Raw genomic sequence first — 24,137 nt, 5'->3', positions numbered from 1 at the left:
ATACGGACGCAAACCATTTTAGTCAAAACAGCATGTTTACTCTTGCAATAACGGGGGAGACCATATACAGGCCCTAGGGTTTCAAACTTTCTTTACTTTTTTACCATCCTTATTTTCCCCTTTTTGAACTCAGGTCTTATTCTTTTCGTTAAACAAATTAAGTTAATAGTTGATTTAGTGGCTTAGGGAATATTTATGAAACATTATGCGGTAAACACAGAAGTAGAATGGGAATGGGGAAACGGTAGTGCAACGGGAAATATCAGAGAAAAATTTACCAATGATGTAGAGCGCACGATTAAGGGTTCGTCGGTAAAACGAGAGGCAAGCGACAGCGATCCAGCCTATCTCATTGAACAGGACGACGGCAGTAAAGTGCTTAAATCTCACAGCGAAATTACGAAGTCGTCTTAATTTGTTGATTAATAAACCTAAACGAAAAATGCAGCGTTCTTTTTTCACTGATAGCGGTGTCGTCAATATAGCGAAGTCGCTCATTGGTAACTACCTGTTTAGTAATATCGACGGCGTACTAACCGGGGGAACGATAACAGAAACGGAAGCCTACCGTGGTCATCAGGATCTTGCCATGGAAAAACACCTGTTGCGGCGCCCTTCTTCGATATCAACACTTAAAAAGCAAGGCGGCGTTGCTTACATCTACACCATTTATGGTTCTCACAGTATGTTGAATATTGTTACCAATGACGCTGACCACACCGATTCTGTTCTGATCCGAAAAATTAAGCCTACAGAAGGTGTCGACAAAATGCGTGAACGTCGCGGCGTGAACACATCATTGCGTAATCTATGTGACGGTCCAGCTAAGCTGACACAAGCTCTTGCGATAACGCCTGCGCTTAACGGTGAGCCTGTGTTAAACAATACATTGATTTGGATTGAGAAAAGTAACTACACCATTGTCAGTGATCACATTACTAGTTCGCCTCGCATTGGCATAGACTACGCAAAAGACGAGCATACTGGTAAGCAAGGTCCACGGGATGACACAACCTTGCCTTGGCGGTTCACGCTAAAGTAGCGCACTTCAATAAAGACTACTTCGCAACAGCGAAGGTCAGCTTGCAGTCGATGTATTTGAGCAATTTATTTACCACCTTTGGTACAGCAATATCACCTCTAGCAGTTTTTGATTCAACATAAATATCGCAGTCATCATATTGAATTTGCTGGCGAATAACGTAGTCGTTGAGTTCGTCAAACAGGCTTTCTTTTAACGGCACCATACCAATGAACGCATCTGGGCCTTTTTTATCTACACATTCTTCACGCTTAATAAAATAAGCGCCTTCAATTTCTCGTTTTAGCGTGTACGCTTGCATGGCATCTAACGTTGTTAAGCGAAAGTGCACACTTATTTGGGGTTCTGTCACTGGTATTCTCGGTTTTTCTTGAAGTTTATCCAAATGGCTACTGCTTTATTTCCACTTTCCAAGGCGGGTTCACTCTATTCTCTCCTGCCCAGTACAGCTTTATTTTGTTGCCAGATGGATCGCTTAAAATGGCCTCTTTCCAAAGGTAGCGCTGCTGCGTTGGCGGCTGCTCAAAACGAATACCTTTTTCCACAAGAGAGGTATACAGCTCATCTAGCGCCTCGTGTTCGAAGTAGATCACACTGTGATTTTGAGCACTTTCGCTTTCTAAAGAGAGCGAAAAAGTAGACGAGCCTTCAGGACACGTGAATCTGGCATAGTGCGGTGTATCTACAATTTGAGTGAACCCAAGTGTAAGGTAAAACTCCACCGCTTCGACCATATTGGTAACGGGTAACGTAACTTGGTTCAATTCCATGAAGACCTGCTCCTTGTATTTGTATTGTTTGCGCTAGATTTAATCGTCGCGTCCTAGATAGGCGTGAATAGCGGTGATTTTGCCGTTTTCATTAAATTTCAAGACATCAACAACAAACAGTGTTTCAGACTTATCCACTACAATTTTAAGCTCACCACACACCATGTTCTCGTTTGCCATAGTAGACAGCACATCTATTTCTATCGAATCAGCGTTCTCAAAGTTCTTACGTGTTTCATCAACGGCTAACCGTTTACCTTTTACAGAAATTTTCCAGTCCCTTAATGCAATGTCATCCGCAAACATATCGGAAACACTGTCTAGGTCCTTTTGTTCATAGGCTCTTAAGTATTGAATAAAGACTTCGACCCACTCCATTTTACGTGTTCCTTTTATCAGTTTTTTAAAAGACATCAGCCAATCGGTTTACACCCAAAACGCCAGCGTCCAGTTAATATAACCGTTACACTATCAAAAATAACGTGGCTGCTGTGGCCGCGCCCATTGTAAGATTAAACTGCCGTCTTCGAGTTGGCGAACTCAACCACACGCGTATTTTTGCGCCTACCGCTGCCCAAAGCGAGATGCTTGGAAAACCAATCACGGCAAAAGCGGTAACAATCGCAATACCAGATTGAATGTAGTGCTCGCCAGGCAGTGAAAACGTGCCTACGCTAGCTAACGCCATCATCCATGCTTTAGGGTTAATTAACTGAAATAATGCCCCTTCCCACCACTTGAGCGGCCCTTGGCGTTTGGTCGATTTAATTTTGTTTTCTACTAGGCCTACTGGCTCATCTACGGGGCCAGTGGCAATTTTAAATGCTAACCATAACAGGTATGCCACGCCAAGTACTTTTAGCACACTGTACAGTACGGGAAATATGTTGAACAGCGCACCAATGCCCAGCAGTGTGCTTATCATTAGACCTGCGACACCAATTACAATACCCAGCATGTGCGGCAGCGAACGTTTATAACCGTATTGTGCTCCAGAAGCCAATAGCATCATATTATTCGGGCCAGGCGTTACCGTACTGATGAACGCGAATGTCGCAAGCGCGATGAGTAAAGATGTTTCCATGACAGTCCTTATGTGTTGAGGTGAGCAATGCGTTTCTTTAAAAGAAAGGGGTCGGTTAACCAAACGCTTGTTTTTCACCAACACAATACAATCATATTTTTGTATGCATCATACCCAAATACGCTTAAAAACAGCCATACAGTTTAGTCATGGTAACGTCTGTATGGTAGTTATTTCACCAATCTGTATGGTTAAAAGCTCCTGTCAATTAAGATATAGTTATCTGTATGCAGATAACTTCATAAGAATAAATATTGCGATGACGCTTTACGAAACATTAGCCAATGAACTTAAAGCCCAAATCGAGCGTGGTGTTTTTGAGGTGGGGAACAAGTTACCTTCGGTTAGGCAGCTGTCAACGGAGCATAAAGTAAGTATAGCTACCGTGCAGGAAGCATATCGAGTGTTAGAAGCGCAGCAACTGGTAGAGGCAAAACCTAAATCAGGTTATTTTGTCGCCCGTAGTATCTTAATAGATAACACCCCTAGCATGACGAAGCCTCCGCAACGCCCTATGGATGTGTCTCAATGGGAAGATGTGCTAGACACTTTGCTGAATACCTTCAATAAAGATCATGACGCTAAAACCCTGTGCCAGTTTCAGCATGCCATGCCCAACATGACTGCCAAAACCCTTAAACCGCTTATAAAACGCCTGCATGAACTCACCAAACATCGAGCCTTGGACGGCATGATATACGGTGACGTAAAAGGTGATGAAACTCTGCGAAAACAGCTAAGCCGATTGGCCGCAGCATCTGGCTGTGTGTTGCAAAGCGACGAATTCATTGTAACTTCTGGCTGCCAGGAAGCCTTATCTGTGTGCCTTCGCGCAGTGGCGAGCGCCGGCGATGTGATAGCGGTAGAATCCCCCGGATTCTACGGTGCTATGCAAGCTATAAAAGGCGCTGAATTAAAAGCGTTAGAGATCCCCACCGACTCTGAAACAGGACTGAGTTTAAAGGCATTAAAGCTAGCGCTTGACCAATGGCCGATCAAGGCCATTTTAGTCGCCCCAACGGTAAATAACCCTCAAGGATTTGTTATGCCTGAGGCGAAAAAGAAAGCGTTATATGAATTGGCCAGAGAGTACGACGTAGCCATTATAGAGGACGACATTTACGGCGATATTGCCTACGCCTACCCTCGTCCAAAAACCATTAAATCGTTCGATAAAGATGGGCGCGTTTTACTGTGCTCCTCGTTTTCAAAAACGCTAGCGCCTGGTTTTCGCGTGGGTTGGATAGCGCCGGGAAGCTATAGAAATAAAGTGCTCCACGTTAAATATGTCAGTAGCTCTATGTGCCCTACTCTACCCCAATTAGCTATAGCCAGTTTCATTGAGCAAGGCGGTTATGACAAACATATTCGGGCTATGCGTCACCATTACCTAAGTGCACGAGACGCACTACGTTCAGACATTAAGCGTTACTTTCCCGCCGACACCTGTATTAGCTACCCTCAAGGGGGCTATGTGCTTTGGGTAGAGCTAAACAGCCGTTATGACTCCGTGAAGCTGGCTGACGAAGCCAAGCAAAAAGGAATTTATGTCGCGCCAGGGCAACTATTTTCGGCAACAGGTAAGTATCGACATTGCCTGCGTTTTAATTTCATTGATAGTACGCAGGCTGCACGCACCGAAGCTATTCAGCGTCTTGGTGAGATGCTTGTTGCACAAGAAGCCTAATTTTTTATACAAAGTGCGTAAACCCAAAGGCAGTTGATCCACATCAACGCAGGCTAGCCGTAAGTCCACCAAAATAAAACCATCCAAACTAACCTGTGAAACTTTGTATGCTTACGTTAGTGAATAATACAGATGCGAATGATGACATTGTGCCTGAAGCACACGGACTATACCGTCTGCATTTAAAGCCTAACACGCAAATGGCGATAGAGAATAAGCCCGTCTTCGGTGCGAATATTACGCTACATAGCAGCGTATTGAGGCACGATAATTTTGTGGCAACGCCAGATAATATATTAGGTTGGCTGGATCACTGCGGTTTGTCACACTTTGCAGTGAAAGCCGAGACCGACAATTCAGAAAGTGAAGACACGTCTGTACTTTTGCCTTCACAGTTTTTAAATGCCGAAGGCGGAATTTTGCGTGTAACTGCCCCCACTCGCATTTATCTAATCAGCAAAACCCCAATTGATATTAACAAACGCGGCCTGTGCCTTTTTACGCCAGTAAAATAACCACACAGAAATGTACTCTGACCCCAAAATTTTGGGGTCAGAGTACATTTATTTCTATTCAATCTCTGGGGTGGCGTTTGATGTGCTCTCTAGGTGCAGGCTAATCGCTTCAGACAGCCCGGAATAACGCTTATCCACCCGCTGAACCATGTGGCTAAATGTAGCGGTGTCAGAGATGATTAAGCAGCCGTCTTTGGCACGGGTTAACCCTGTGTACACTAGGCCTCGATGAAATAAGTTGGCGGCTTTTTCGCTATCAGGCTTAGGTAAAATAAGCACAACATGATTAAACTCAGAGCCCTGAGATTTATGTATGGTCATGGCGTACACAGTTTCAAACTGCGGTACTCTTGATAGCGATATGCTGCGCAACGCTTGCTTTTGCTCTAGCGTATTGTCAGCACTGTCTCCCGCATTTGCCGAAGCTTTCTGACTTGAACCGTTTTGACCCGAAGCTTGGCTATCCTGGTAAAACCACGCATATAGCTTTCCTTTGCTGTCAGGCCAGATTACACCAACCTCACCGTTTGATAGTCGTTGAGGATGATGATTCTTTACAATCATAATGGGCTGACCTTGATAGAAATGGCCTTCCCGCTTTCTGATTTTGTGCTTGATAGCATCGAACACCAAATTATTCAGGCCTTCTACGCCCATTCCGCCCTTGCGGACCGGGGTTAGCCACCTAACCACATTCAGACGATTAAGCGCCTCTTCGGCACTGCCAGCATCAAAAATAGGCAGGAAGCTTTCTTTGGCCAACTGGTGTAAATCACGGCCGCTAACCTGGTGCTCTGGCCATAGGTGAACGCCAGATTGTAGTCGCGATGCCGTATTTGAACCAAGGCCCGCACTTTCGTTATTGTCGCCAGCCTTATCGGTAATAGCGGCAAGTGCACCGCTTGCATTACCTCGTTGTATGGCCGTTGCAACTTTAGCCACCTGGCCCTTGAAGCGCTGAGGTGCTTGAAGAGTTGCTACATAACTTTTTGCCTGCTCATCAACCGGTAACAAGGGCAGATGCGGGCATAGCGTAGCAATGTGCTGTCTCATTAACGATGGCACGCCACCTAAAGAAAGCGCGTCGTCATGACTGTTAAAACTAAGTGAGCTATGTGTGCTGTTTGTGCCATTTGACACATTCGCGTTGTCATCAAAACATGCTGGCCCGGTACTAACTAGCTGCTCTAACACGTTGCCAAGCTCAACCGCAGGAAGCTGATCTGCATCACCGATAAAATAGAGCCGTGCATGGTCTGGCAATGCTCGTACTATACGTGTCATTAGCGCTAAGTCGACCATACTTGCTTCATCGACAATGAGTACATCTGCTGCCAATTGGTTGTGCTGATTGAACTTAGTCGATACACCGTGCTCGCGCAATCCTAGTAATCTATGTAGCGTCACAGCATCGGTAGGCACGTTGTTAAGCACTGTGTCGTCCAACTTGCCGCGAAGCCCGTCTATGCTGTTCATGATAGATTCGGTCATACGCTGTTGCGCTTTACCTGTAGGCGCTGCCAGCACAATTTTTAAGTTTTCATCGCAAGCCTGTAGCGCCAGTAATAAGCGCAATACAGTATAGGTCTTACCTGTTCCTGGCCCACCGTTTATAACGCAAAAGCGCTGCATTAGGCTTTTGGCCACTGCAATTTGCTGCCAATCTTGCTGATCGGTTGTTTCGGTAGGAAAGATTGCGGGCCAAAGTTGTTTTACTTTTTCGCTTGCGTCATCACTTAACGGCGTAAGCGCAGCTCGTTTTACAACATTGCGCGCCACTTCTTGTTCAAACTCATAGTAGCGACGGCTGTACAGCTTGCCGTTGCTATAGACAAACAGTTGAGCCACCTGCTCGTTACTCAGCGCGCTTTTTACAATTCTAAGTAACGGCGTTAGTTGTGGCACGTCAACACCTGCTTTGGGCGCTTTTTCCTGCTCTGTTTGTTCTACCGGCGACTTAGATGCCCCAACCGCTCCGTTATTGCTATGCACATTTGTTTCGGCCGCCAAGACTGCTTCTTGTTCTGCTACTACCTCTTTAAAAAGCGTCGTACCCGCTATGTCTTTTAGATAGATACAGCTGTGGCCATTGCGCTGCATATACGACAAGTATGCTAAGATCCCAGCCCAAATAAACTGTTCTTCTTGCTCCAGTTCATCAATAAAGCCAAATTCTTTTGCGACAAATTTGTCGATCGCCTCGATGCCAAACAAGTTATCAAAAAATGACGGTACAGAGTGTTGATTGCTTTTCATTATTTTCCTTTGCTTTAGCCTCTATGATGTTGACTACTCGTCATCGAAACTAAACTGCTGCTGACCCGAAGACGTTTGTTCCAAAGGCTGGTGAGAGCTGCCTGCATTCGAAGAACTATTGCCTTGCTGGGCATCGTCTTTGCTCGCAAATATCCCGTCTAATCGATTGAGTACAGACGATGGAACATCAGTATAAAATACCCCTTCCCCGCGCTCGTTTTCTGGGTGCATACCGCGTAGATACAAGTAATACACTCCACCAAAATGCATATCTGGGTCGTAGTTAGGCAGCGTATTCTTTAAATAGCGATGTAGCGCCAAGCAGTAAATTAAGTACTGAAGGTCGTAAAGGTGATGCTGGTTATTGTGAAACAGCGCTGTTGGCGTGTAGCTATCAAGGGTATCGCCAAGCCAGGTTGATTTGTAGTCTGCCACATAAAACTGACCGTCATGTTCAAAAATCAAATCAATAAACCCGTGCATCATTCCCTGTAATTTAGCTGTGATTAATTGAGGCGCTGTTTCCATCTCGCCACCAATAACGTCAGCTACGTTTTGCCTATGGGTAGCGAGTACTTCACGAAGCTGAGTCCATTGCGTGTCGTTCATTGGAAAATAGAATTCGGCTTCGCGCAGGGTTTGCACTAAGGGCAAATCACTCATACTTAGCTGCATATTGGGATACAGAGGCGTCTGTAGCGCTTCTTCTAACCATTCATAAAGTAGCGGCGTTCGCTTTTCATCTAACCCGAAGCGGTTAACCAGTTCCTTACCCGTTTCTTCCCAATCGGGCGCACTAAAGTCACTGTGCTCTAGAATATCGTGAAGTAAATTACCTGCGCTCGCACCTTTCTCTAGGGTAAAACGCAGATCACTTTTACTTACCGTACTTTCAATACCTGCCGAGGAATTGATGTCTGCATCAATTGAGCCCATCTCACCCACAAGAGTGTCGCTTGCATACACTTCTTCATCTCGAATGGTTTGAAGTACGGGCACACTAGGAAGGGTTTGACTCAAGGGCTCTGTTGTTGCGCCGGACTCCGCTGCTGTGCCTGTTTCAACGCTTTGGTTAGCACCAACCGTGGTTAAACGGCTCATTGCTGAGAACGAATACAGTCGCCATTCTTCGCTTGCCGTGCCGGTAAATTGCAACGCGGTAAGCTGAGGTAACTCATCTTCTTGTTCAAAGCCAGTATACACTTCCTCAAACTCATCACCGTCGATATGGCTGGCATGGGACGCATCTTCTTCAGCAACACGGTTTAACACACTCGACCAATCGTTGTTGCTGCCGTCGCCACCTACACCGAGTGCTCGTGCTAATGCACTTCTTTCATTGTTAGTCAGCGGTACAACGCCCATGTAACAGCGATGGGCAGCTCGTGTTACCGCCACATAGGCCAGTCGCATGTCTTCCGCTTCGCTCTCGCTTTGAACGCGAGCTATGGCCTGTGGCGTCTGCCCAAGCTGCATTTGTAAATCTTGTTTTTCCTCGTCGTAATAGGTAAATATTTGCGATGTAGTGTTGCCGTTTTTAGCGGCGTCTCTGTAGCCGGTGGCAAAAGGAACAAACACGATGGGGTACTCTAGCCCTTTCGAGCCGTGTTGAGTAATAAGTCGAATAAGTTGGCTGTCACTTTCAAGGCGCAAAGTAAGCTCTTCATCGCTTTCAGGCTTATGAATTTGCTTATTCAACCAATCGAGTAGCTGCTCTGGGCGCTGGTGAGTAGTGCTAGCTTTTTCCAGCACTTCGGCCAAATGCTGATAGTTAGTAAGGGCGCGTTCCACGCTGTCAGCATGAGGTTGATAGCTGTCTTGCATTAAATACAGCAGCACACTCATGCACCCTTTTTGCAGCCACATATCCCGCAGCGACAATACCTTGTCGATAGCAGCATCCCACTGTGCGTCATCTTCATGGTACAACAATTCAATAAGTGTTTGGGCACTATAACCCCAAAGCGGTGACGCCAAGCTCGACGCCACTTTACTTGTGTCGTTGGCATGCCAAATACCGTTAAGTAACCGCAGTACATCTTTGGCTTCGGCACTGGCAAATAAGTTACTGCGATCGCTTAGATAAACGCACGCCAAGCCTTTTTGCTGCAGTACACTTTTGATAGCGCCAGCTTCGGTCCTGTCTTTCACCAAGATAGCGATATCCTGAGGCTTAACAGGCGCGGTGCCACCATTCGCGGTTTGAAAGTGCGCTTCGTTCAATAAGCGGTAAATCTCTTGCGCAATCCACTGAGCCATCTTGCGACGCATAATGTGGGCGTTTTCTTTGTCGTCCAAACACATGCTAACGTAGTTCATTGCGCTGCGTTTCGTTACAGCACTTTTCATTACACCGCTCTTCATTAAACTATTTTGTTCGGCAGGGTCGATAAGTGGCGTTTTTGCCGCGGCCGCTTTAGGCGTAAATTCCACAGGGTTGTATTTGATATCAAAACCAAACACATCGGCAGGTCTATTTGATGCCACAGGCGCGCCATAAAATAACCGATTATAGGCTTTAACCATTCCCTCAACCGAGCGCCAGTTGGTATTCATCACCCAGCGGTAATCTGCCTGCCTACCCGCTTTTAAATAGGTAAAAATATCGCCACCGCGAAAGCGATAAATCGCTTGCTTGGGGTCACCTATCATTAATAACGCACTTTCGTTAGCATTCTCAAGATTAGGATAAACTGCGTCTAAAATCGCGTACTGCTTCGCATCGGTATCTTGAAATTCGTCGATAAGCGCTACGGGGAATTTTTTGCGAAGCTCAGGCACAAGAGTATTATTCGGCTTCACCACTTCGTCGGCGAGCATGCGAATAAGATCGTCGAAGTCGATAACGCCAAGCTGCTTTTTCTGCTTTTCAACGCGGGATTTGATGAACGCAATGGCTTCAACCACCAGCTTGAATACAGGCACCTTACTAAGTGCCTGATCTTTCTCGCCAAACGCTTTTTTAAGCGCCCCTGCAAAGTCTTTTATAGGCGTTAAAATCTCTTTTACGCCTGATGAGTTTCGCGCATATCGGGTACCTTTAACAAAGGCTTCCGCTTCGAGCGGCGGAAGATAATAACTTTGTTCATCTACGCAAGAACGCAACCAAGCTTTAAGTGCAGCCAATTCCTGCGGCCGCTCTTTTTTATGGGCCGGTGTTTTGATGAGCTGTTCTACCAATAGCCCTTCATTATCCTCTACGCTTTGAAGTAGAGACTTCACGTAGGCTAAAGACGTGTGCGGCGCTTCATCTAACTGCTTTTTACACGCTGCCTCAATATCCTCTTCACTAAGCAATATTGGGGTCAGAGTACTTTTAATGCTGGCGTTAAACTCTCGCAGCAGTTTTTCAGGTGTATGCCAGCCAGACTCTGCCAGTAGCCTAAACTCGTCCTCACTTTTGCTAATTTTTCGAATGAAGTCTTCGGCAGCTTCAAGGTATAAGTCGCTGGTGTCATTGCCCAAATTAAGCGACATGGCAAAGCCACTGTTAAACGCTAACTGGGTAATAACATGCTGACAAAAGCCGTGAATAGTAAACACCGAGGCTTCATCAAGCTCCAGCTGCGCCGCTTTTAAAAGTGCCAAACTCTCGTCAATATCACAGCTATTAAATAAATACTGATAAACCGGGTCACAGCCACTGTCTATTTCATTGCCGTTATCTCTGGCTTGCTGCCAAATAAGGAGGGCTTCTCTTAGTGTTGCCGCAATACGCCCCTTTATTTCTTCGGTCGCGGCTTTGGTGAAAGTCATCACCAATATTTCTTTGACGGTGAGCTTTTTTTCAAGCAATAGACGCAGATACAAGCGCGTAATATTAAAGGTTTTACCTGTACCAGCGCTGGCCTCAATAAGGTGGCGCCCTTTTAACGGCATAGCGACTACATCGAGTAATTGCGCTTCAGTGCCGCTGTGGTCGTCGGTTTGCGGCTGAGATTGTTCGTCTATAGGGTTATCAGAGGATGTAGGGTTGTAACTCATAGCTTCTCCTCCTGAGACGCATTGTTGACCATGGCGAGCAGCACAAAAGCACTTAAATGCGGTATATCATTCCAACTCACGCCCTGAGGAAACAGCCAATGTAAGTAAGGGTTGCTTGCCATATCGGCGCTGAACTGCCCGCTACTTTGCTGCCAGTCGATTAATGCTCGCTGTAACTCTATCGTGTTAAAAAGTGCAGCGGCTTGATCCACCGCCTGTTTCGCTTTTTCATGTTTTTCATTTGTCGTTTCGCTAGCTACAGCGTTGTCTTTATCAGTGAACGGGCACATCTCGTCAATTGCATGTTGAACTTGTCCAAGTATTGCTCTGTCGGTTTCACTAGTCCCGTCCGTACTCTCTAGTAGCGCATGCAGAATGTCGGTAAACATCTCAGGCTTTATGCTTTCCACTACAGGCTTAGTGTCTGAATTTCTGGTCCCGGGCATAAAACTACCGAACAAACTTAAATGAACTGGTGTCGGCGCCGTGTAAACTGCCATATAAAGCTGTTCAATAAACAAAAGTAAACGCACAGCAGTTTCGCGATCGTAAGCGGAGAAACGCTGCTTTTTCAAAATGGTTTCGCCCTTTTCCCAAGCACACGAATAGATATCCAGCGGATAGTTGCTGTAGCTGGTTTCTTCATCGCTGCTTGAAAAAACTAATTGTGAGATGAAGAAACCCAAAGCGCGATGTGCGTCAATCTTGCCTGCACAAAGCTCGACTAGCGCGTCACTGCCTAATAAAGCCGATGAAGTAAAGGTGATGTATTTGCCTTGAAAGTGCGCTTTTTTAGGCTCCGCGTCATGAGGGCCCATGGCCTGACTCAATGCCAACGCCCCTTCTTTCCACATGTCAACTTCATCTCTGGCAACGGGGTTATTGGGAATATCCCCTCTAAGCGACGCAAACGTGATCACTTTTTCACTATAGGAAAGAGAGGTGACATCATCTTTCTCTGGCGCAACGCGCTCTGCAGACGAAAAGATAGCGTCGAGCACCTGGTAGCGCAGCAGCGCATTGGTTTCAAACGGCTCGCTATTTTCAAGTAGCGTAAACGATTGAGACAGATTCACGCCCAGCCGTTGGACGGAAAAATACTCTAGCGGATCTTTGAAAGCTCTCGCAATTTGAATACCTGATAAACGAAGCGATTGCGTTGATAGTGCGTCAGATGATGGCGCTAACGTTGCCGTATCCGCATCGTTGGCAGATTCATTATCTGCTTCATCGGTATTTAATTTCGTTTTTTGTAACGCGTCAGCTAACCGTAACCACCCTGTTTCGTAGCTCGGCAAGGTTCCCGTGAACCCCTCTTCACTGAACGGGTGTAGCGGCGCGTTAACGCTGTACTTTGATAAATTCAGTGCGTAGCTGTTTGCTAACATATCCATGAACTCAGCCAATACTAGACTGGGTTGCCGCTCACTGTTATTGGTAACGTCGTTCCCTTGGTAACTTAAATATAAGCTGTCTCTGGTGGAAATGATGGCTTCTAGGAATAAATACCTGTCTTCCAAACGCCGTGAGCGGTCACCAATTTGGCGGCCAGCACCTGCCATTAAATCGAGACCCAGCGGGCTTGATTTTCTGGGGAATTCACTGTCGTTCAGCCCCAAAATGCACACTTTTTTAAACGGAATGCTTCGCATGGGCAGCATTGAACACACCGTAACCTGACCGGTCATAAAGTGGTTACCAGCATCTGGCGACGAGAATCGATTGAGTAGCAGGTCGCGAACCTGACGAAGGGTGAGTTCGTGTTCATAAGCTGCCTCTTCGCACCGTGCAGCAAGATCGGCAGCAACTTTGGCAATAAGATCCCAACTTTGCTGCTGCTCTTGTATCGGCATAAAACACGCATCTCTAAGCGATATTAAGGCTTTAGACCACTGCGCGGCCGTCCTTGGGGCTGTTAATACTTGGGCAAACTCACCCAACAGCGCCACAACGTCAATAAGCTTGCCTAACGTAAGCGCACTTTGTCCTTCAACGTCGGGAATAGTAAGTAAGTCACTCACAATGACTTCACTATCTGGTGCCAGCATACCCATAAGTAACCGGCGAATTCCCCACCACCAGCTGTAAGTGTCGTCTAGATCAACGCCTTCTGAAACGGCCGTTTTATGGGCACTATTAAGACCCCAATGAATATGAGCTTGTTTTAGCCATACCACCATTTGCTCTATATCATCTTGGGATACTGAGAAACGCTTTTGCACTGAATCTAGCTGCAGATAATCCATAATGTCCGACACACCAAAACGGCTATCGGGCAGCTGTAACAGCGCCATAAACGCCGCAATCAACGGCTCTGCATCCATTGGGCTTCTATCTGCAATGGTACAAGGAAGCGTAACCTGCCCCCTGCCAGCCAAAGCCTTTGTGCCTACTCTGTGAAATACAGCATCAACAAATGGCGCGTAGTTTTCGATGGCGGGGCACATCACCAGAATATCAGATGGGGTGCGCGTTTTATCTTGAGATAACCAATGTAGTAAGTGGTCGTGTAATACCTGCACTTCGCGAAGTGCGGAATGGGTACACATGATAGTAACGCTATCGTCTTTTTCTCTTAAATCATGAGCAAGTGGCTTCGGTTGAGCGGCCTGCAAGATATCGTTGTGAATATACTCGAGTAGACCACGAGCATTGTCGCTGCCAGCGTTATCGTTTGTTTCTTCAAAATCCGGTGAATCAAACGCACTAATCTCAAAGGTATCCAGTTCAGTGAGTAAGTTGAATAGCTCTCTGCCCTGTTTACCTAAGTTGCCAAGCAGCGGGTTTGACTGATCTTCTTCCATCCATTTTTTAAGGCCTTCTAACCGCAATAATTTCGCCTGTTCGCTACTGCTTTTCGCTTCACCCCAGTAATTAACGCTGGGGTTTAGGTGAAATATATGAATATCAATGTGCTGCGCGAGGGCGTCAAAAAATGCGATAAGCTGTGGGGCCATAGTATTAATAGCAAACACTATCACACGATCAGGCAACTTGTTCGTTGGCTCGCTTGGTAAATGACCAGCTTCCAACGCATCGAGCGTCATTTGATGCAAACGTGCAGGATGCAACGGCTGCTCTTTGACCAATATGCGCCAAATTTCGCTTTGCCATATCTCCATGTCATCAAATACAGCGCGTTCGTTAGCTTCCCATTTAAACAACCAGTCTGGGCGGTACAACAAGTATTGCTCGTACACGTCGGCCAGAGCGGTAGCAAGCTGAAGGCGCTGTAACCCCTGCTCTTGTTCACTTCCCGCATTTTGCCAATACCGGTTAACTTGTTCGAAGGCTTCTGCGCTCATTAGCGAGCCATCTTGGAGAATATTGTCGATACGCCATGTCAGTACTTCACGACGATATGGAGATTGCTTGGGTACTTTGTCCTGTCCAAGTACGGTACGTGCGGTATTCCACATAAAGCGTACTGGTAAAGGGTAATCAATATTCATTGCCACGCCGTGTTCTGTGGCAAGCTGCATGCTGACCCAGTGCTGCATTCCCGGGCTTTCAACCAAGATGGTTTCTGGCGTAAATACGCCCATGGGCTGCTGACGTAAAAGCGTGGTGAGAAGAAAACTTAAGTGTTCTAATTTATTAGAGGGATATAGCGCAAGCAATCGAAAAATCCTTTGTAGAACGTGCTTTTAGATACTGTGCAAAGACTGTACAGGTATCGTCGACCTTATAATTTAGTGTATCGCATTGGGCTCAGTAGTTAAGTTATTTCTCCAAAATTTAGATAAGCAAATGTCTTATGATAATAAAACAAATACTGGGGGCATGGCGAAATCAATGCCCGGAGAGTTCTAAGCAAAGTGATAGAGGGATCTGGCGCAGTAAATGAGTACAAAGAAGCGTGTGTGGGCGATTTTCAGACAAAAAAAACCCACACAGACCTCAGGACACGAAAAATCTGTATGGGTAAGGTTTACGGTCTACTCAGTAACAACGTGAATAAGCGTTGCCTGGCACTCATTCACGTTAGCGCTACTGAGCAGCACTGTTAACGATTTATGTTTTGCAGGTTGAATGCCAACTTTTTAAACCTGAAATATCAATAACTTAAACAAAAATAGAAAACATGACCAACAAGTCATAGTTTTACCGTGGTGCAAGTGCACCACGAGCAAGCAGACATTAAAGAAAGCGCTTTACTCTCGCTGCCGTAAATTTAGCAGTTTCTCCCGAAGCGTCATTCAAGTACAATTTCGCCTTTACGAAACGCAACACAATTTCACGGTCAGGAGCAACAATGTTAACCGCGCAACAACTCGCCACTATGCTTTCTCTTCAGGATAAAATGAACGCCAAAGTAAACCCAGACTGGCTAAATGCTGGTTACGGATACTTGCGTGCAGCAATGGTAGAGTCAGTTGAAGCAATTGAACATCACGGCTGGAAATGGTGGAAAGCACAGCAAAAAGACTTGCCACAGCTTCAAATGGAATTGGTGGATATCTGGCACTTTGCACTAAGTGCCTGCATTATTGAATATAAAGGCGATATCGCTGAATCTGCAAAAAGTATTGCTTCTGAATTAGCAAGTGGCAAAACGCTAGTAACCTTCGATGGAAAGGACTACGACGCGTCAAATCTGTCGCTTCTTGATAATTTAGAGCTCATGACGGGCCTTTGCGCCGCCAAACGCTTTAGCGTGCCACTATTCATGTTCATCGTAAGCCAGTGTGAAATGTCAGCTGACGAACTTTATCGTCAGTACGTAGGTAAAAATGTGCTCAATTTTTTCCGCCAAGATAACGGCTATAAAGAAGGCACTTACATAAAGGTGTGGGAAGGTCGTGAAGACAACGAGCACCTGGTAGAAGTAATGGATGCCCTAGATTTAACGAAGCCAGAGTTTAGCGACTTAGTGTATGAAGGGTTACGCTCTCGCTACCCTTCTTAAAGCGACCAATGCGTTTCGTTTAACGCGATGTAGCGTCGCTGTAGTGCTTATAGCCCAACACAGTTTCAACGCTTATTGCGTCTCCTTCCGATAACAAAAAGCTCTGCCATGGACAGAGCTTTTTTAATTATTGCCAAAGCAAAAGACTCAACGACGATTTTACGCGTCAACCCAAACTAATTTGTCGCTATAGCTACCTTGGATAATATCAACAAAGCGGTCTTCTAAAACATGACGCTTTACTTTGAGCGTCGGAGTCAGCAAGTCGTTTTCGATGCTCCATTCGTTTTTCATAATGACAACGCGATCCATAACCTGATGGCTTTCCAGTTTTGCGTTGATGGCTTCGAATGTTTTCTTAAGGCTTGCTTCAATGCCCGCTTTGTCTTTTTTCTGCGCTTCTTCACTAAGCACTAGCAAAGCCACAGGTTGAGGCAAATTAGTCCCCGTTACACACACTTGCTCAACGATAGGGTTTTCCATGAATTTTGCTTCAATCGGCGCTGGCGTAACATACTTACCCTTCGCGGTTTTAAAGATGTCTTTTAAACGACCAGTAATTTTAACGTAGCCATCAGCATCAATGACCCCTTTATCGCCAGTGCGCAGATAACCATCCTCAGTAAAGACTTCAGCCGTTTTTTGTGGTTCCAAGTAGTATTCCAGCATATTGCACGGCGACTTAACTTGAATCTCACCTTCTTCTGACGTGCGGATGTCTACACCGTCGTATGGCTTGCCGATACAGCCGATTTTATCATGACGGAAAGGTACACTGCCGGTGCCATAAGCACTGTTCTCAGTCATTCCCCATCCCTCAGAAATGTAGATACCAATTTTCGCGAACCATTCAATGACTGCTGGAGCAAGTGGCGCCGAACCGCTTGCCCACAAACGTGCGTTATTAATGCCCAAGCCATCGCGAATTTTCTTCGCAACAATTTTGTTCAAAATTGGAATTTTAAGCAGCGTATCCAGTTTCTTCTGCGGCATTTTCGCTAACACGCCCATCTGGAACTTTGTCCATAAACGCGGTACCGAAATAAATAGCGTTGGCTGACAGTGACCTACATCCCGTTGGAAGGTAGTTAAATCTTCTACAAAGTGAATTTTGCCACCACTGTAGTAGCTTGAAAGCTCGACCAGTACACGCTCTGTAATATGCGCAAGTGGTAAGTAGCTCATTGTGCGATCGTTTTGGTTAATACCCAACTGATCGAGCGAGCGACGCGCTGCCCAACAAGCCGTATTGTAACTGTGCACCACCCCTTTAGGCTGACCGGTACTGCCAGACGTATAAATGATTGTCATCAAATCATCCATATCAGGTACAGGCGAGTCTGTTATGGGCGCGATATCCATAAACGCTTTCCACTGTTGCTTAGTAGCAATGTTTGGATAAGGAAAGGCAACCGTTAAATATTCTGAAGGAATAGAGGCAACTTGTTCCGCAGTATTATCTAGTTTTCCAACGAACAATAGCTGTACGTCAGCATGTTTCAATACATACTGGACTGTGTCTGGACCGGCTGTTGAGAAAATAGGTACCGACACGTGACCTGCCATCATAATGCCCAGATCAGCGATAAACCACTCAGCACAGTTTTTTGAAAAGATACCTATACGGCTGCCTTGCGGGAAATCGAATTCACGTAAACGTGCTGCCACTTTTCTGGCTTGTTCGGCGACTTGCTTCCATGTGTAGTCGTGGTATTCACCGTTAATAGGCTGCGTAAGAAATACGTCGTTCCCACGGCTCTGTTCCCAGTGGTACAACATACTTAATGGCGATGTTATTACTTCCGTGGTATTTGCGTTTGCTGTCATGTCTAGCGGCATAAGTCACTCATATGTTGTTATAATGTAGCTCATTTTTACAATGATTTCACAGACTTCTAATAAGCCCTATTTTTTATTGAAAAACAAGCTTTTTAAACAAGCGTTTACATTCTATGCGACGAATAACAAGGCTTTAGAGGCTAAATTTAGTTTTCTTATAGATTTGGCTTTTGAATCTTTATGGTCTTATCTGTTAGAAAAACGCGGTAAATATCGACGTTTTACCACGCTTTAAATAACAGCGGTGCAACTTCCTCGGCGGTACAAGGCTTGGCGTAGAAATAGCCCTGGTGGAAATAACACGCTTTTCCGATCAATTCTTCTGCTTGCGCTTTTGTTTCAACGCCTTCCGCAACACAACTCATATTCAAGTTATTCGCTAACGTAATGGTTGTTGTTACCAGCGCTTCGTTTGCATTACCCGGCGCCATTTCGTTAACGAAGCTCTTGTCGATTTTTAATACCGACAACGGATAACGCTTTAAATAGCTTAAAGACGAGTAACCTGTACCAAAATCGTCAAGGGCTAATACAAAACCTTCTTTCACAAACCGATTAATCTGTCTTAAGGCATTGTCACTGTCATCCATCAATACGCCTTCGGTAATCTCGAATCGAAACGCTTCTTTGGGTAGATTGAACTCATCAAGCAGGGTTAGCACACCGGTTAAGTCGAATTCGGTTTTGAAGTGAAGTGCAGATAGATTAATAGAGACAAACCCCGTGAAGCCTTGGCTGTACCAGGACGATAAGTCCTCTGCCGCTCTTCGCATTGCCTGTCGTGTAACTTCTATTATGTACTTCAATTCTTCAAGTACCGGAATGAACTGATCGGGGAAAAGAGGCTCGTTATCCAGTTTTCCTCGCAGCAGTAACTCAACCCCAATAGTGGTATTAGTTCTGGCATCTATAATTGGCTGGTAGTGATTGAAGAAGCAGTCATCTGAATAGGCACGTTTTACTTTATTTTCAAGCTGTAAACGCGTTTTGGCACGTTCATTCATGTCTGTCGTAAAGTAGGTAAAGCCGCTTAATGCGTCCTTCTTCGCCGTATACATGGCCACATCAGCCTGCTTGATAAGCTCAGCAGGCTCAGAGGCGTCTTCTGGATAAAACGCCACGCCAATACTGCAAGAAACACGAAGCACTTCCTCTGCTAACGATATAGGCGTTTCTACTGACTCAATGATTTGGGCCACGAATGAGCTCAAGTCGTCATTGGCATTAACTTCCTCAATAACAATAACGAATTCATCGCCACCTAATCGCGCAACGGTGCCCGACTCAGCCACAAGGTTTCGCATTCGGTTGGCTACAATGCGCAGCAGTTTGTCACCGTAGTCATGCCCAAGTGAGTCGTTAATACCTTTAAATCTATCCAAGTCAACAAACATCACCGCCACACGATGCTCATGATGACGGGCAAGCCCTATAGCATGCTCCAGTCTGTCTAGCAGCAATGTTCTGTTGACCAAGCCTGTTAAGCCATCGTAGGTCGCGATTTTCAGAAGTTTGCGCTCAGCATTTTTTTGTTCTGTGATGTCGGAAATAACAATCAGGTAATGCTCTGCAGTATTACTTTCGCCACTTACCGCTGTTATATCAATAAGCACGTCGTAGCGCTTGCCATCAGCACCATCGATCACGGCCTCGTCTTTCCAAAAATCCCCTCCCTGCATTTCCGGTAATTTGCCAGAAAGGTGTCTATTCAACGTTGGGTAACGCAAATAAAGTCGTGCCAACTGCTTGGGTAACGGCTCTTTATTATTAAAGCCGAACACGTGTTCAAAAGCTGGGTTCGCGGCAACTAAACGCTTTTCTTTATCAAAAATTAAAACCCAGTCTCGAGTTTGTCTAAAAGCGTCACTGAATAGCGTTACCTGCTGCTGAGCTTTTTGTAGTCTAAACAGTTGGCGTTGACGAGAGAGTAAATATGCTACGAATAAACTTACGATGAGCGCTGCGTAAATAGTATATGCAAGCGGTGAACGCAGAGGCGCATGTGGCATATAAAGCGTAATTTCAGCCGGTAGCACGTTATAGTCGAAACTACCTGGCGTGGGGGCAACAGAAAAAACGTAGTCACCCGGTTCTATGTTGGTAAAGGTTATTTTTGCATCGTCAGTCACGCCTTCTGTAACGACGCGATCACCGTTCAACAGCTTGTAGTAGTACTTTACTTTTCCTATGCCTGACATCGCTAACGACGAAAAATGGATTGTTAAGCCATAATCTTCGTAATCGAGATCGAAATGATGTCCACTTAGGTTTTTAAGCGGCTGATTAAGCACCCTATTATCTACGGCAACTTCCGTTATAGCAGTTTGCTTACTGAGCAAACTTCTTCCAACTTCCAAGCTTTCCAATTGCGATGCAGAGAAAACCACAGCGCCGCTCGTCGAACCGTAAGCCAGTCGACCGTCCTTAAGCTTAAGCGAAGCCCCCTGGTTAAACTCAGAAACACTTAGCTCTCGTCCGTAGATAAAGTTCTTGATTTGGCCGGTAGACGGATCGTAATTGTGTAACCCTTTGTGCGAACTAAACCAGATATTGCCTGCTTCGTCTTTTTGCAGCCCGTAAACAATGTTTGATAATAAAATATTCGATTCATTTAGGTTGTACAACGGCTCAAACGTGTCTGCGTCTATACCAACCAACCCTACGCCACTGTATGCAAGCCACAGCACACCCATATCGTCGATAACCCACGACGATATAGAGCGATCTCGGCCACGCTGTAGTTCTGAGAATCGATAGACCAATTCATGCTGAAACGTCTCTGGGTCGATTAACCACAAACCACCTTCGGTAGCAAAAAATAATCGATCATTGTGGTAATGAGACTGCCCCAAAAAACCCAATGAAAAATTTATGTCAAAAACACGAGGGTCCAGCTCTAAAGAGGAAATTTCTTTTTCGTCCACGTCATACTTTACAAAACCTTCGTTGCCAATAAAGTACAAATCCCCTTTATCTGAAAGCATCATTCCCGTGCCATACGCATCAAATATGGTGTCATCGCCACCTTTTAATACCTCTGGCCGGTTAGCCTCCCCTGTTTCCATATCAAACAACCGTATTCCGTTGTAAGTATTGAGAAACAATTCGCCACTTTGCGTTGGTACAATTTTGTCTACGGCTCCTTCACCGATAATCGCTCTTTCACTTTTTGAATACAGATACTTCTCAGACTTTTTTGTCGTGAAATCATAGTGATTAAGCCCATTTTCTGTACCTATCCAAATTTTATTAGGCTCAGTTTCGGCAAACGACCACACCACATGGCTAGTCAAAACGCTAGCCTCACCTGCTCGTTCATTCTGGATAGCAAAAATATCCGCATTTTTCACACCGAAATACAGTGCACCAGCATAGACTGAACTTAACCAGAGGTTGTCAGATTCATCTTTGGCAATGGCGATAATTTTTTTGTTTGAAATTTCGGTGAAACCGTTATGCGGTTCTAAGATGTGTTCGTATTCCCAACCACCTGCTTTTTTACTCAGCTGATATAGCCCTTTATTAGTGCCCATCCAAAAAGCGTCGTCTTTGTACTGAACCAACGTCCACACGTTTCTGTCAGATAGAACCTGTGTAAAGACATGTTCTTTTTCGCCCTGTACCTGCTTGAGAAAGTCTTGTTTCTGAGCAACAAATACGCCCGAAACCGTTGAAATCCACACCCTGTCCTTATCGTCTAAAAGTAGAAACTTTGCATTGGCGTTATCGAGGTTTTCAGGAATATCACCCAGGTAATCAAGTCGACGTAAAGACTGTTCTAAATTGTTGATATTTTTGACGTACACCCCCGATGTAGTGGCTACCAGTAAGGTGTCTTCAACGGTGATTGCCGCCCGGATGCTTTGGCTGTTACCCAACAGCGGCTCAGGGAGCTTTGCTATTCGCTCAAGGGTTTTAGTTTGCGTGTTAAATTTATGCACTTCTTCTGCCAGTGCAATGATAAGGTGCGTATCATCTTGCCAATGAAAGGTTTCCGCATGTTGCACAAAACCTTCAAAGTCGTGGTAGTACGTTGGCTCTAATTGCACCACATCTTGAGTGGCCAAATCGAGATAATAAACCCCTCTGCCGTACACACTAAACCACAACGCTTCAGTACCTTGAAGGGCAAGTCGATAAATGGATGAGTCGATAAGAGAATTGTCTGGACCTGCTATTCGTTTAGTTCTAACTCCATCCCAACGAACCAAACCACCTTCTGTGGCTATCCACACAAAGCCATCTTCGTTTATAACAATGTCGTTGACGATATCTTGCGGAAGGCCATTTTTGGTCGATAAAGACTGAAAGACGGGATTAGACAGTCGCGGCGAGGCCACCGCTTGCAGGCTTACAACTAAAAACAGCAGTAAAAAATAGTTGAAATATCTCATCAAAAATGGGGCGCACGTTTTAAATTTTTATTATAAGCCCAAGTGTAACAGAATGTTTTAAACTTGGGCAGCTTCTAAAATGAGGTTTTAAAAAACGTGAAGGACACATCTATCGCATTGATAATTAAAAATTAATTTTTCTAAAGCGTACAATATGAACAAAAGCAAAAGGCGCGTCCGACTAAATACACTTAGGGCTATTTCAATATTTTTATTTTACGCTTGCTGTACAGGAATGCGACCAACTCGAACAACCTGTCTGCGAATGCTTGGCTGTGGCGCTAGCCTGTACAAATCACCGTTCTGCCCTACATAGGTCTTTTTAATACCGCACGCTTTAGCAATATTTGCATGTGCTTGAAGGTGTTGATGCTCCCCGTGAACCGGAATAGCAATGTTCGGTTTAACCCAATGATACATGAGCTTTAATTCTTCTTCACAGGGGTGACCGCTGGCATGAATTGGCAGCGTGCTATCTTCACTGTGAATAACCGTTACTCCCTTTGCCTGCAGCGCTTTACTTAATCGGTCTACACTCTCTTCATTTCCGGGAATAACTATCGAAGAAAATAGCACAGTATCCCCTTTGTCTAAGCTAAGGTAAGGGTGAGTGTCTTTTGCAAAACGCGCCAGTGCGGTATTTTTCTCGCCCTGGCTGCCTGTCGCTACGGCTAAAACTTCATGGGGGGGAAGATAACCTAAATGTTGGGGATCGGTCACCGGTAAATCGTCTGGCCAAATGCCCTGTTGCTTGGCAATGCCGTACATGTTCATTAACGAACGACCGTACAGCGCCATGTAGCGCTTAGTTTTCTTCGCGACTTTAGCCAGCGAAATTAGCCGTGCTATATTGCTACCAAAGCATCCTACCACCGCTCTCCCCTTTAACGGCGCGATAGTGCTTAATAGGCCGTCGTAACAATTTCTCTCTGAAATTGAAAAGCCAGGTTTTGTTGCATTGGTAGAGTCTCCAACCATGGCAAGAATATTCTCACTGCCTAGTCGCTTGTAAAGGCTAACGTCAAAAGGTAAACCTGTTATGGGGTTGGCATCAATTTTCCAGTCTGCTGTATGCAATACTGTGCCTACTGGTGTATTGATTTTTAGTGCGAAGGGTTCTGGAAGCGAATGAGTAATGGCTAGCCAGTTAACGCTAAAAGGCCCAATTTGCTTGGTATCGCCTGCATCGACTTCAATAATGGCAATACGGTTAGCCAATTTGCTCCTTGCAAGCTTTCGCCTTAACACTTCGGCGGTAAAAGACGTAGTATAAATTGGCTTTTGGAAACGTTCCCAAAGGTAAGGAATTGCGCCTACATGATCTTCATGGGCGTGGGTAATGACAATGCCAGCCAGTGCTTCTTTTTGTTTAGCAATAAATGAAGGGTTCGGAGCCACAACGCGATGCGTAGTGGCTTTGAACGTATTCTGGTTAGACGCTTGGCTGACGCCTTTGTAGGCAGGTACGAGAGGCTCATCAAAAGAAACCCCACAGTCAACCATTAACCATTGACCATCATGACCATACAAATTGAGGTTCATCCCAATTTCGCCCGTTCCGCCTAACGGAAGAAACCACAAATCATCAGCAGATGGGTGCAACAAAACGGCTATTACCTTCTCTCAGAGCATTGAATATTAGTTTGACGTTTAAATC

The 24,137-nt window shown here is 45.3% G+C and carries 15 protein-coding genes; 5 read left to right on the top strand and 10 right to left on the bottom strand.

The window, feature by feature from the left end; genetic code table 11:
• Window positions 1-195: 195 nt before the first annotated feature.
• Together WA381_RS15930 and WA381_RS15925 are read left to right on the top strand one after the other, a co-directional pair.
• Window positions 196-414: a DUF2945 domain-containing protein gene (locus WA381_RS15930; protein ID WP_014949794.1), complete on the top strand. Its 219-nt coding sequence runs from the start codon at window positions 196-198 to the stop codon at window positions 412-414.
• A gap of 28 nt (window positions 415-442) precedes the next feature.
• Window positions 443-1,042, top strand: a complete 600-nt coding sequence (locus tag WA381_RS15925) for a DNA-3-methyladenine glycosylase (protein ID WP_014949795.1) — start codon at window positions 443-445, stop codon at window positions 1,040-1,042.
• Window positions 1,043-1,058: 16 nt separating this feature from the next.
• Here the strand turns inward: WA381_RS15925 and WA381_RS15920 are convergent, their stop codons facing one another.
• The 4 genes from WA381_RS15920 to WA381_RS15905 all read right to left on the bottom strand — a co-directional run bounded on the left by WA381_RS15920 (window position 1,059) and on the right by WA381_RS15905 (window position 2,896).
• Window positions 1,059-1,394, bottom strand: coding sequence for a hypothetical protein (locus WA381_RS15920; protein ID WP_052160396.1), 336 nt, complete (start codon window positions 1,392-1,394; stop codon window positions 1,059-1,061).
• A 37-nt stretch (window positions 1,395-1,431) separates the two neighbouring features.
• Window positions 1,432-1,812, bottom strand: a complete 381-nt coding sequence (locus WA381_RS15915) for a VOC family protein (RefSeq protein ID WP_014949797.1) — start codon at window positions 1,810-1,812, stop codon at window positions 1,432-1,434.
• Between the two features lie 39 nt (window positions 1,813-1,851).
• Entirely contained in the window at window positions 1,852-2,190 is a 339-nt protein-coding gene (locus WA381_RS15910; RefSeq protein ID WP_014949798.1) for a nuclear transport factor 2 family protein, read from the bottom strand.
• 85 nt (window positions 2,191-2,275) lie between these two features.
• Window positions 2,276-2,896, bottom strand: coding sequence for a LysE family translocator (locus tag WA381_RS15905; protein ID WP_014949799.1), 621 nt, complete (start codon window positions 2,894-2,896; stop codon window positions 2,276-2,278).
• Window positions 2,897-3,155: 259 nt separating this feature from the next.
• Between WA381_RS15905 and WA381_RS15900 the strand changes: the two genes are divergently transcribed.
• Window positions 3,156-4,583 (top strand): aminotransferase-like domain-containing protein, encoded by a 1,428-nt coding sequence (locus tag WA381_RS15900; protein ID WP_061486025.1) that lies wholly within the window; start codon window positions 3,156-3,158, stop codon window positions 4,581-4,583.
• 107 nt (window positions 4,584-4,690) lie between these two features.
• Entirely contained in the window at window positions 4,691-5,098 is a 408-nt protein-coding gene (locus tag WA381_RS15895) for a hypothetical protein (protein WP_014949801.1), read from the top strand.
• 54 nt (window positions 5,099-5,152) lie between these two features.
• On the opposite strand, the gene recD is transcribed toward WA381_RS15895, so the two are convergent.
• The 3 genes from recD to recC are packed head-to-tail and all read right to left on the bottom strand — an operon-like array spanning window position 5,153 to window position 14,958.
• Complete coding sequence (gene recD, locus WA381_RS15890; RefSeq protein ID WP_061486026.1) at window positions 5,153-7,354, bottom strand: exodeoxyribonuclease V subunit alpha; 2,202 nt, start codon at window positions 7,352-7,354, stop codon at window positions 5,153-5,155.
• 33 nt (window positions 7,355-7,387) lie between these two features.
• Window positions 7,388-11,338 carry an exodeoxyribonuclease V subunit beta gene (recB, locus tag WA381_RS15885; RefSeq protein ID WP_156086529.1) on the bottom strand — a complete coding sequence of 1,317 codons (3,951 nt, stop codon included), beginning with the start codon at window positions 11,336-11,338 and terminating at the stop codon, window positions 7,388-7,390.
• Entirely contained in the window at window positions 11,335-14,958 is a 3,624-nt protein-coding gene (gene recC, locus WA381_RS15880) for an exodeoxyribonuclease V subunit gamma (RefSeq protein ID WP_061486028.1), read from the bottom strand. The genes recB and recC overlap by 4 nt, the downstream gene beginning before the upstream one ends.
• Window positions 14,959-15,593: 635 nt before the next feature.
• Between recC and WA381_RS15875 the strand changes: the two genes are divergently transcribed.
• The gene (locus WA381_RS15875) at window positions 15,594-16,247 is read left to right on the top strand and encodes a dUTP diphosphatase (RefSeq protein WP_014949805.1); all 654 of its coding nucleotides are present in this window, start codon (window positions 15,594-15,596) and stop codon (window positions 16,245-16,247) included.
• A 159-nt stretch (window positions 16,248-16,406) separates the two neighbouring features.
• Here the strand turns inward: WA381_RS15875 and WA381_RS15870 are convergent, their stop codons facing one another.
• The 3 genes from WA381_RS15870 to WA381_RS15860 all read right to left on the bottom strand — a co-directional run bounded on the left by WA381_RS15870 (window position 16,407) and on the right by WA381_RS15860 (window position 24,085).
• Complete coding sequence (locus tag WA381_RS15870) at window positions 16,407-18,086, bottom strand: AMP-binding protein (protein ID WP_014949806.1); 1,680 nt, start codon at window positions 18,084-18,086, stop codon at window positions 16,407-16,409.
• Between the two features lie 221 nt (window positions 18,087-18,307).
• Window positions 18,308-22,480, bottom strand: a complete 4,173-nt coding sequence (locus WA381_RS15865) for an EAL domain-containing protein (RefSeq protein WP_156087345.1) — start codon at window positions 22,478-22,480, stop codon at window positions 18,308-18,310.
• A gap of 216 nt (window positions 22,481-22,696) precedes the next feature.
• Window positions 22,697-24,085: a ribonuclease J gene (locus tag WA381_RS15860; RefSeq protein ID WP_156086530.1), complete on the bottom strand. Its 1,389-nt coding sequence runs from the start codon at window positions 24,083-24,085 to the stop codon at window positions 22,697-22,699.
• Window positions 24,086-24,137: the final 52 nt, after the last annotated feature.

Origin of the sequence: Alteromonas sp. CH_MED4-4 (assembly GCF_037029575.1) — a bacterium.
Lineage (GTDB): Bacteria > Pseudomonadota > Gammaproteobacteria > Enterobacterales > Alteromonadaceae > Alteromonas > Alteromonas macleodii.
This window is presented reverse-complemented; position numbering and strand designations above follow the sequence as displayed.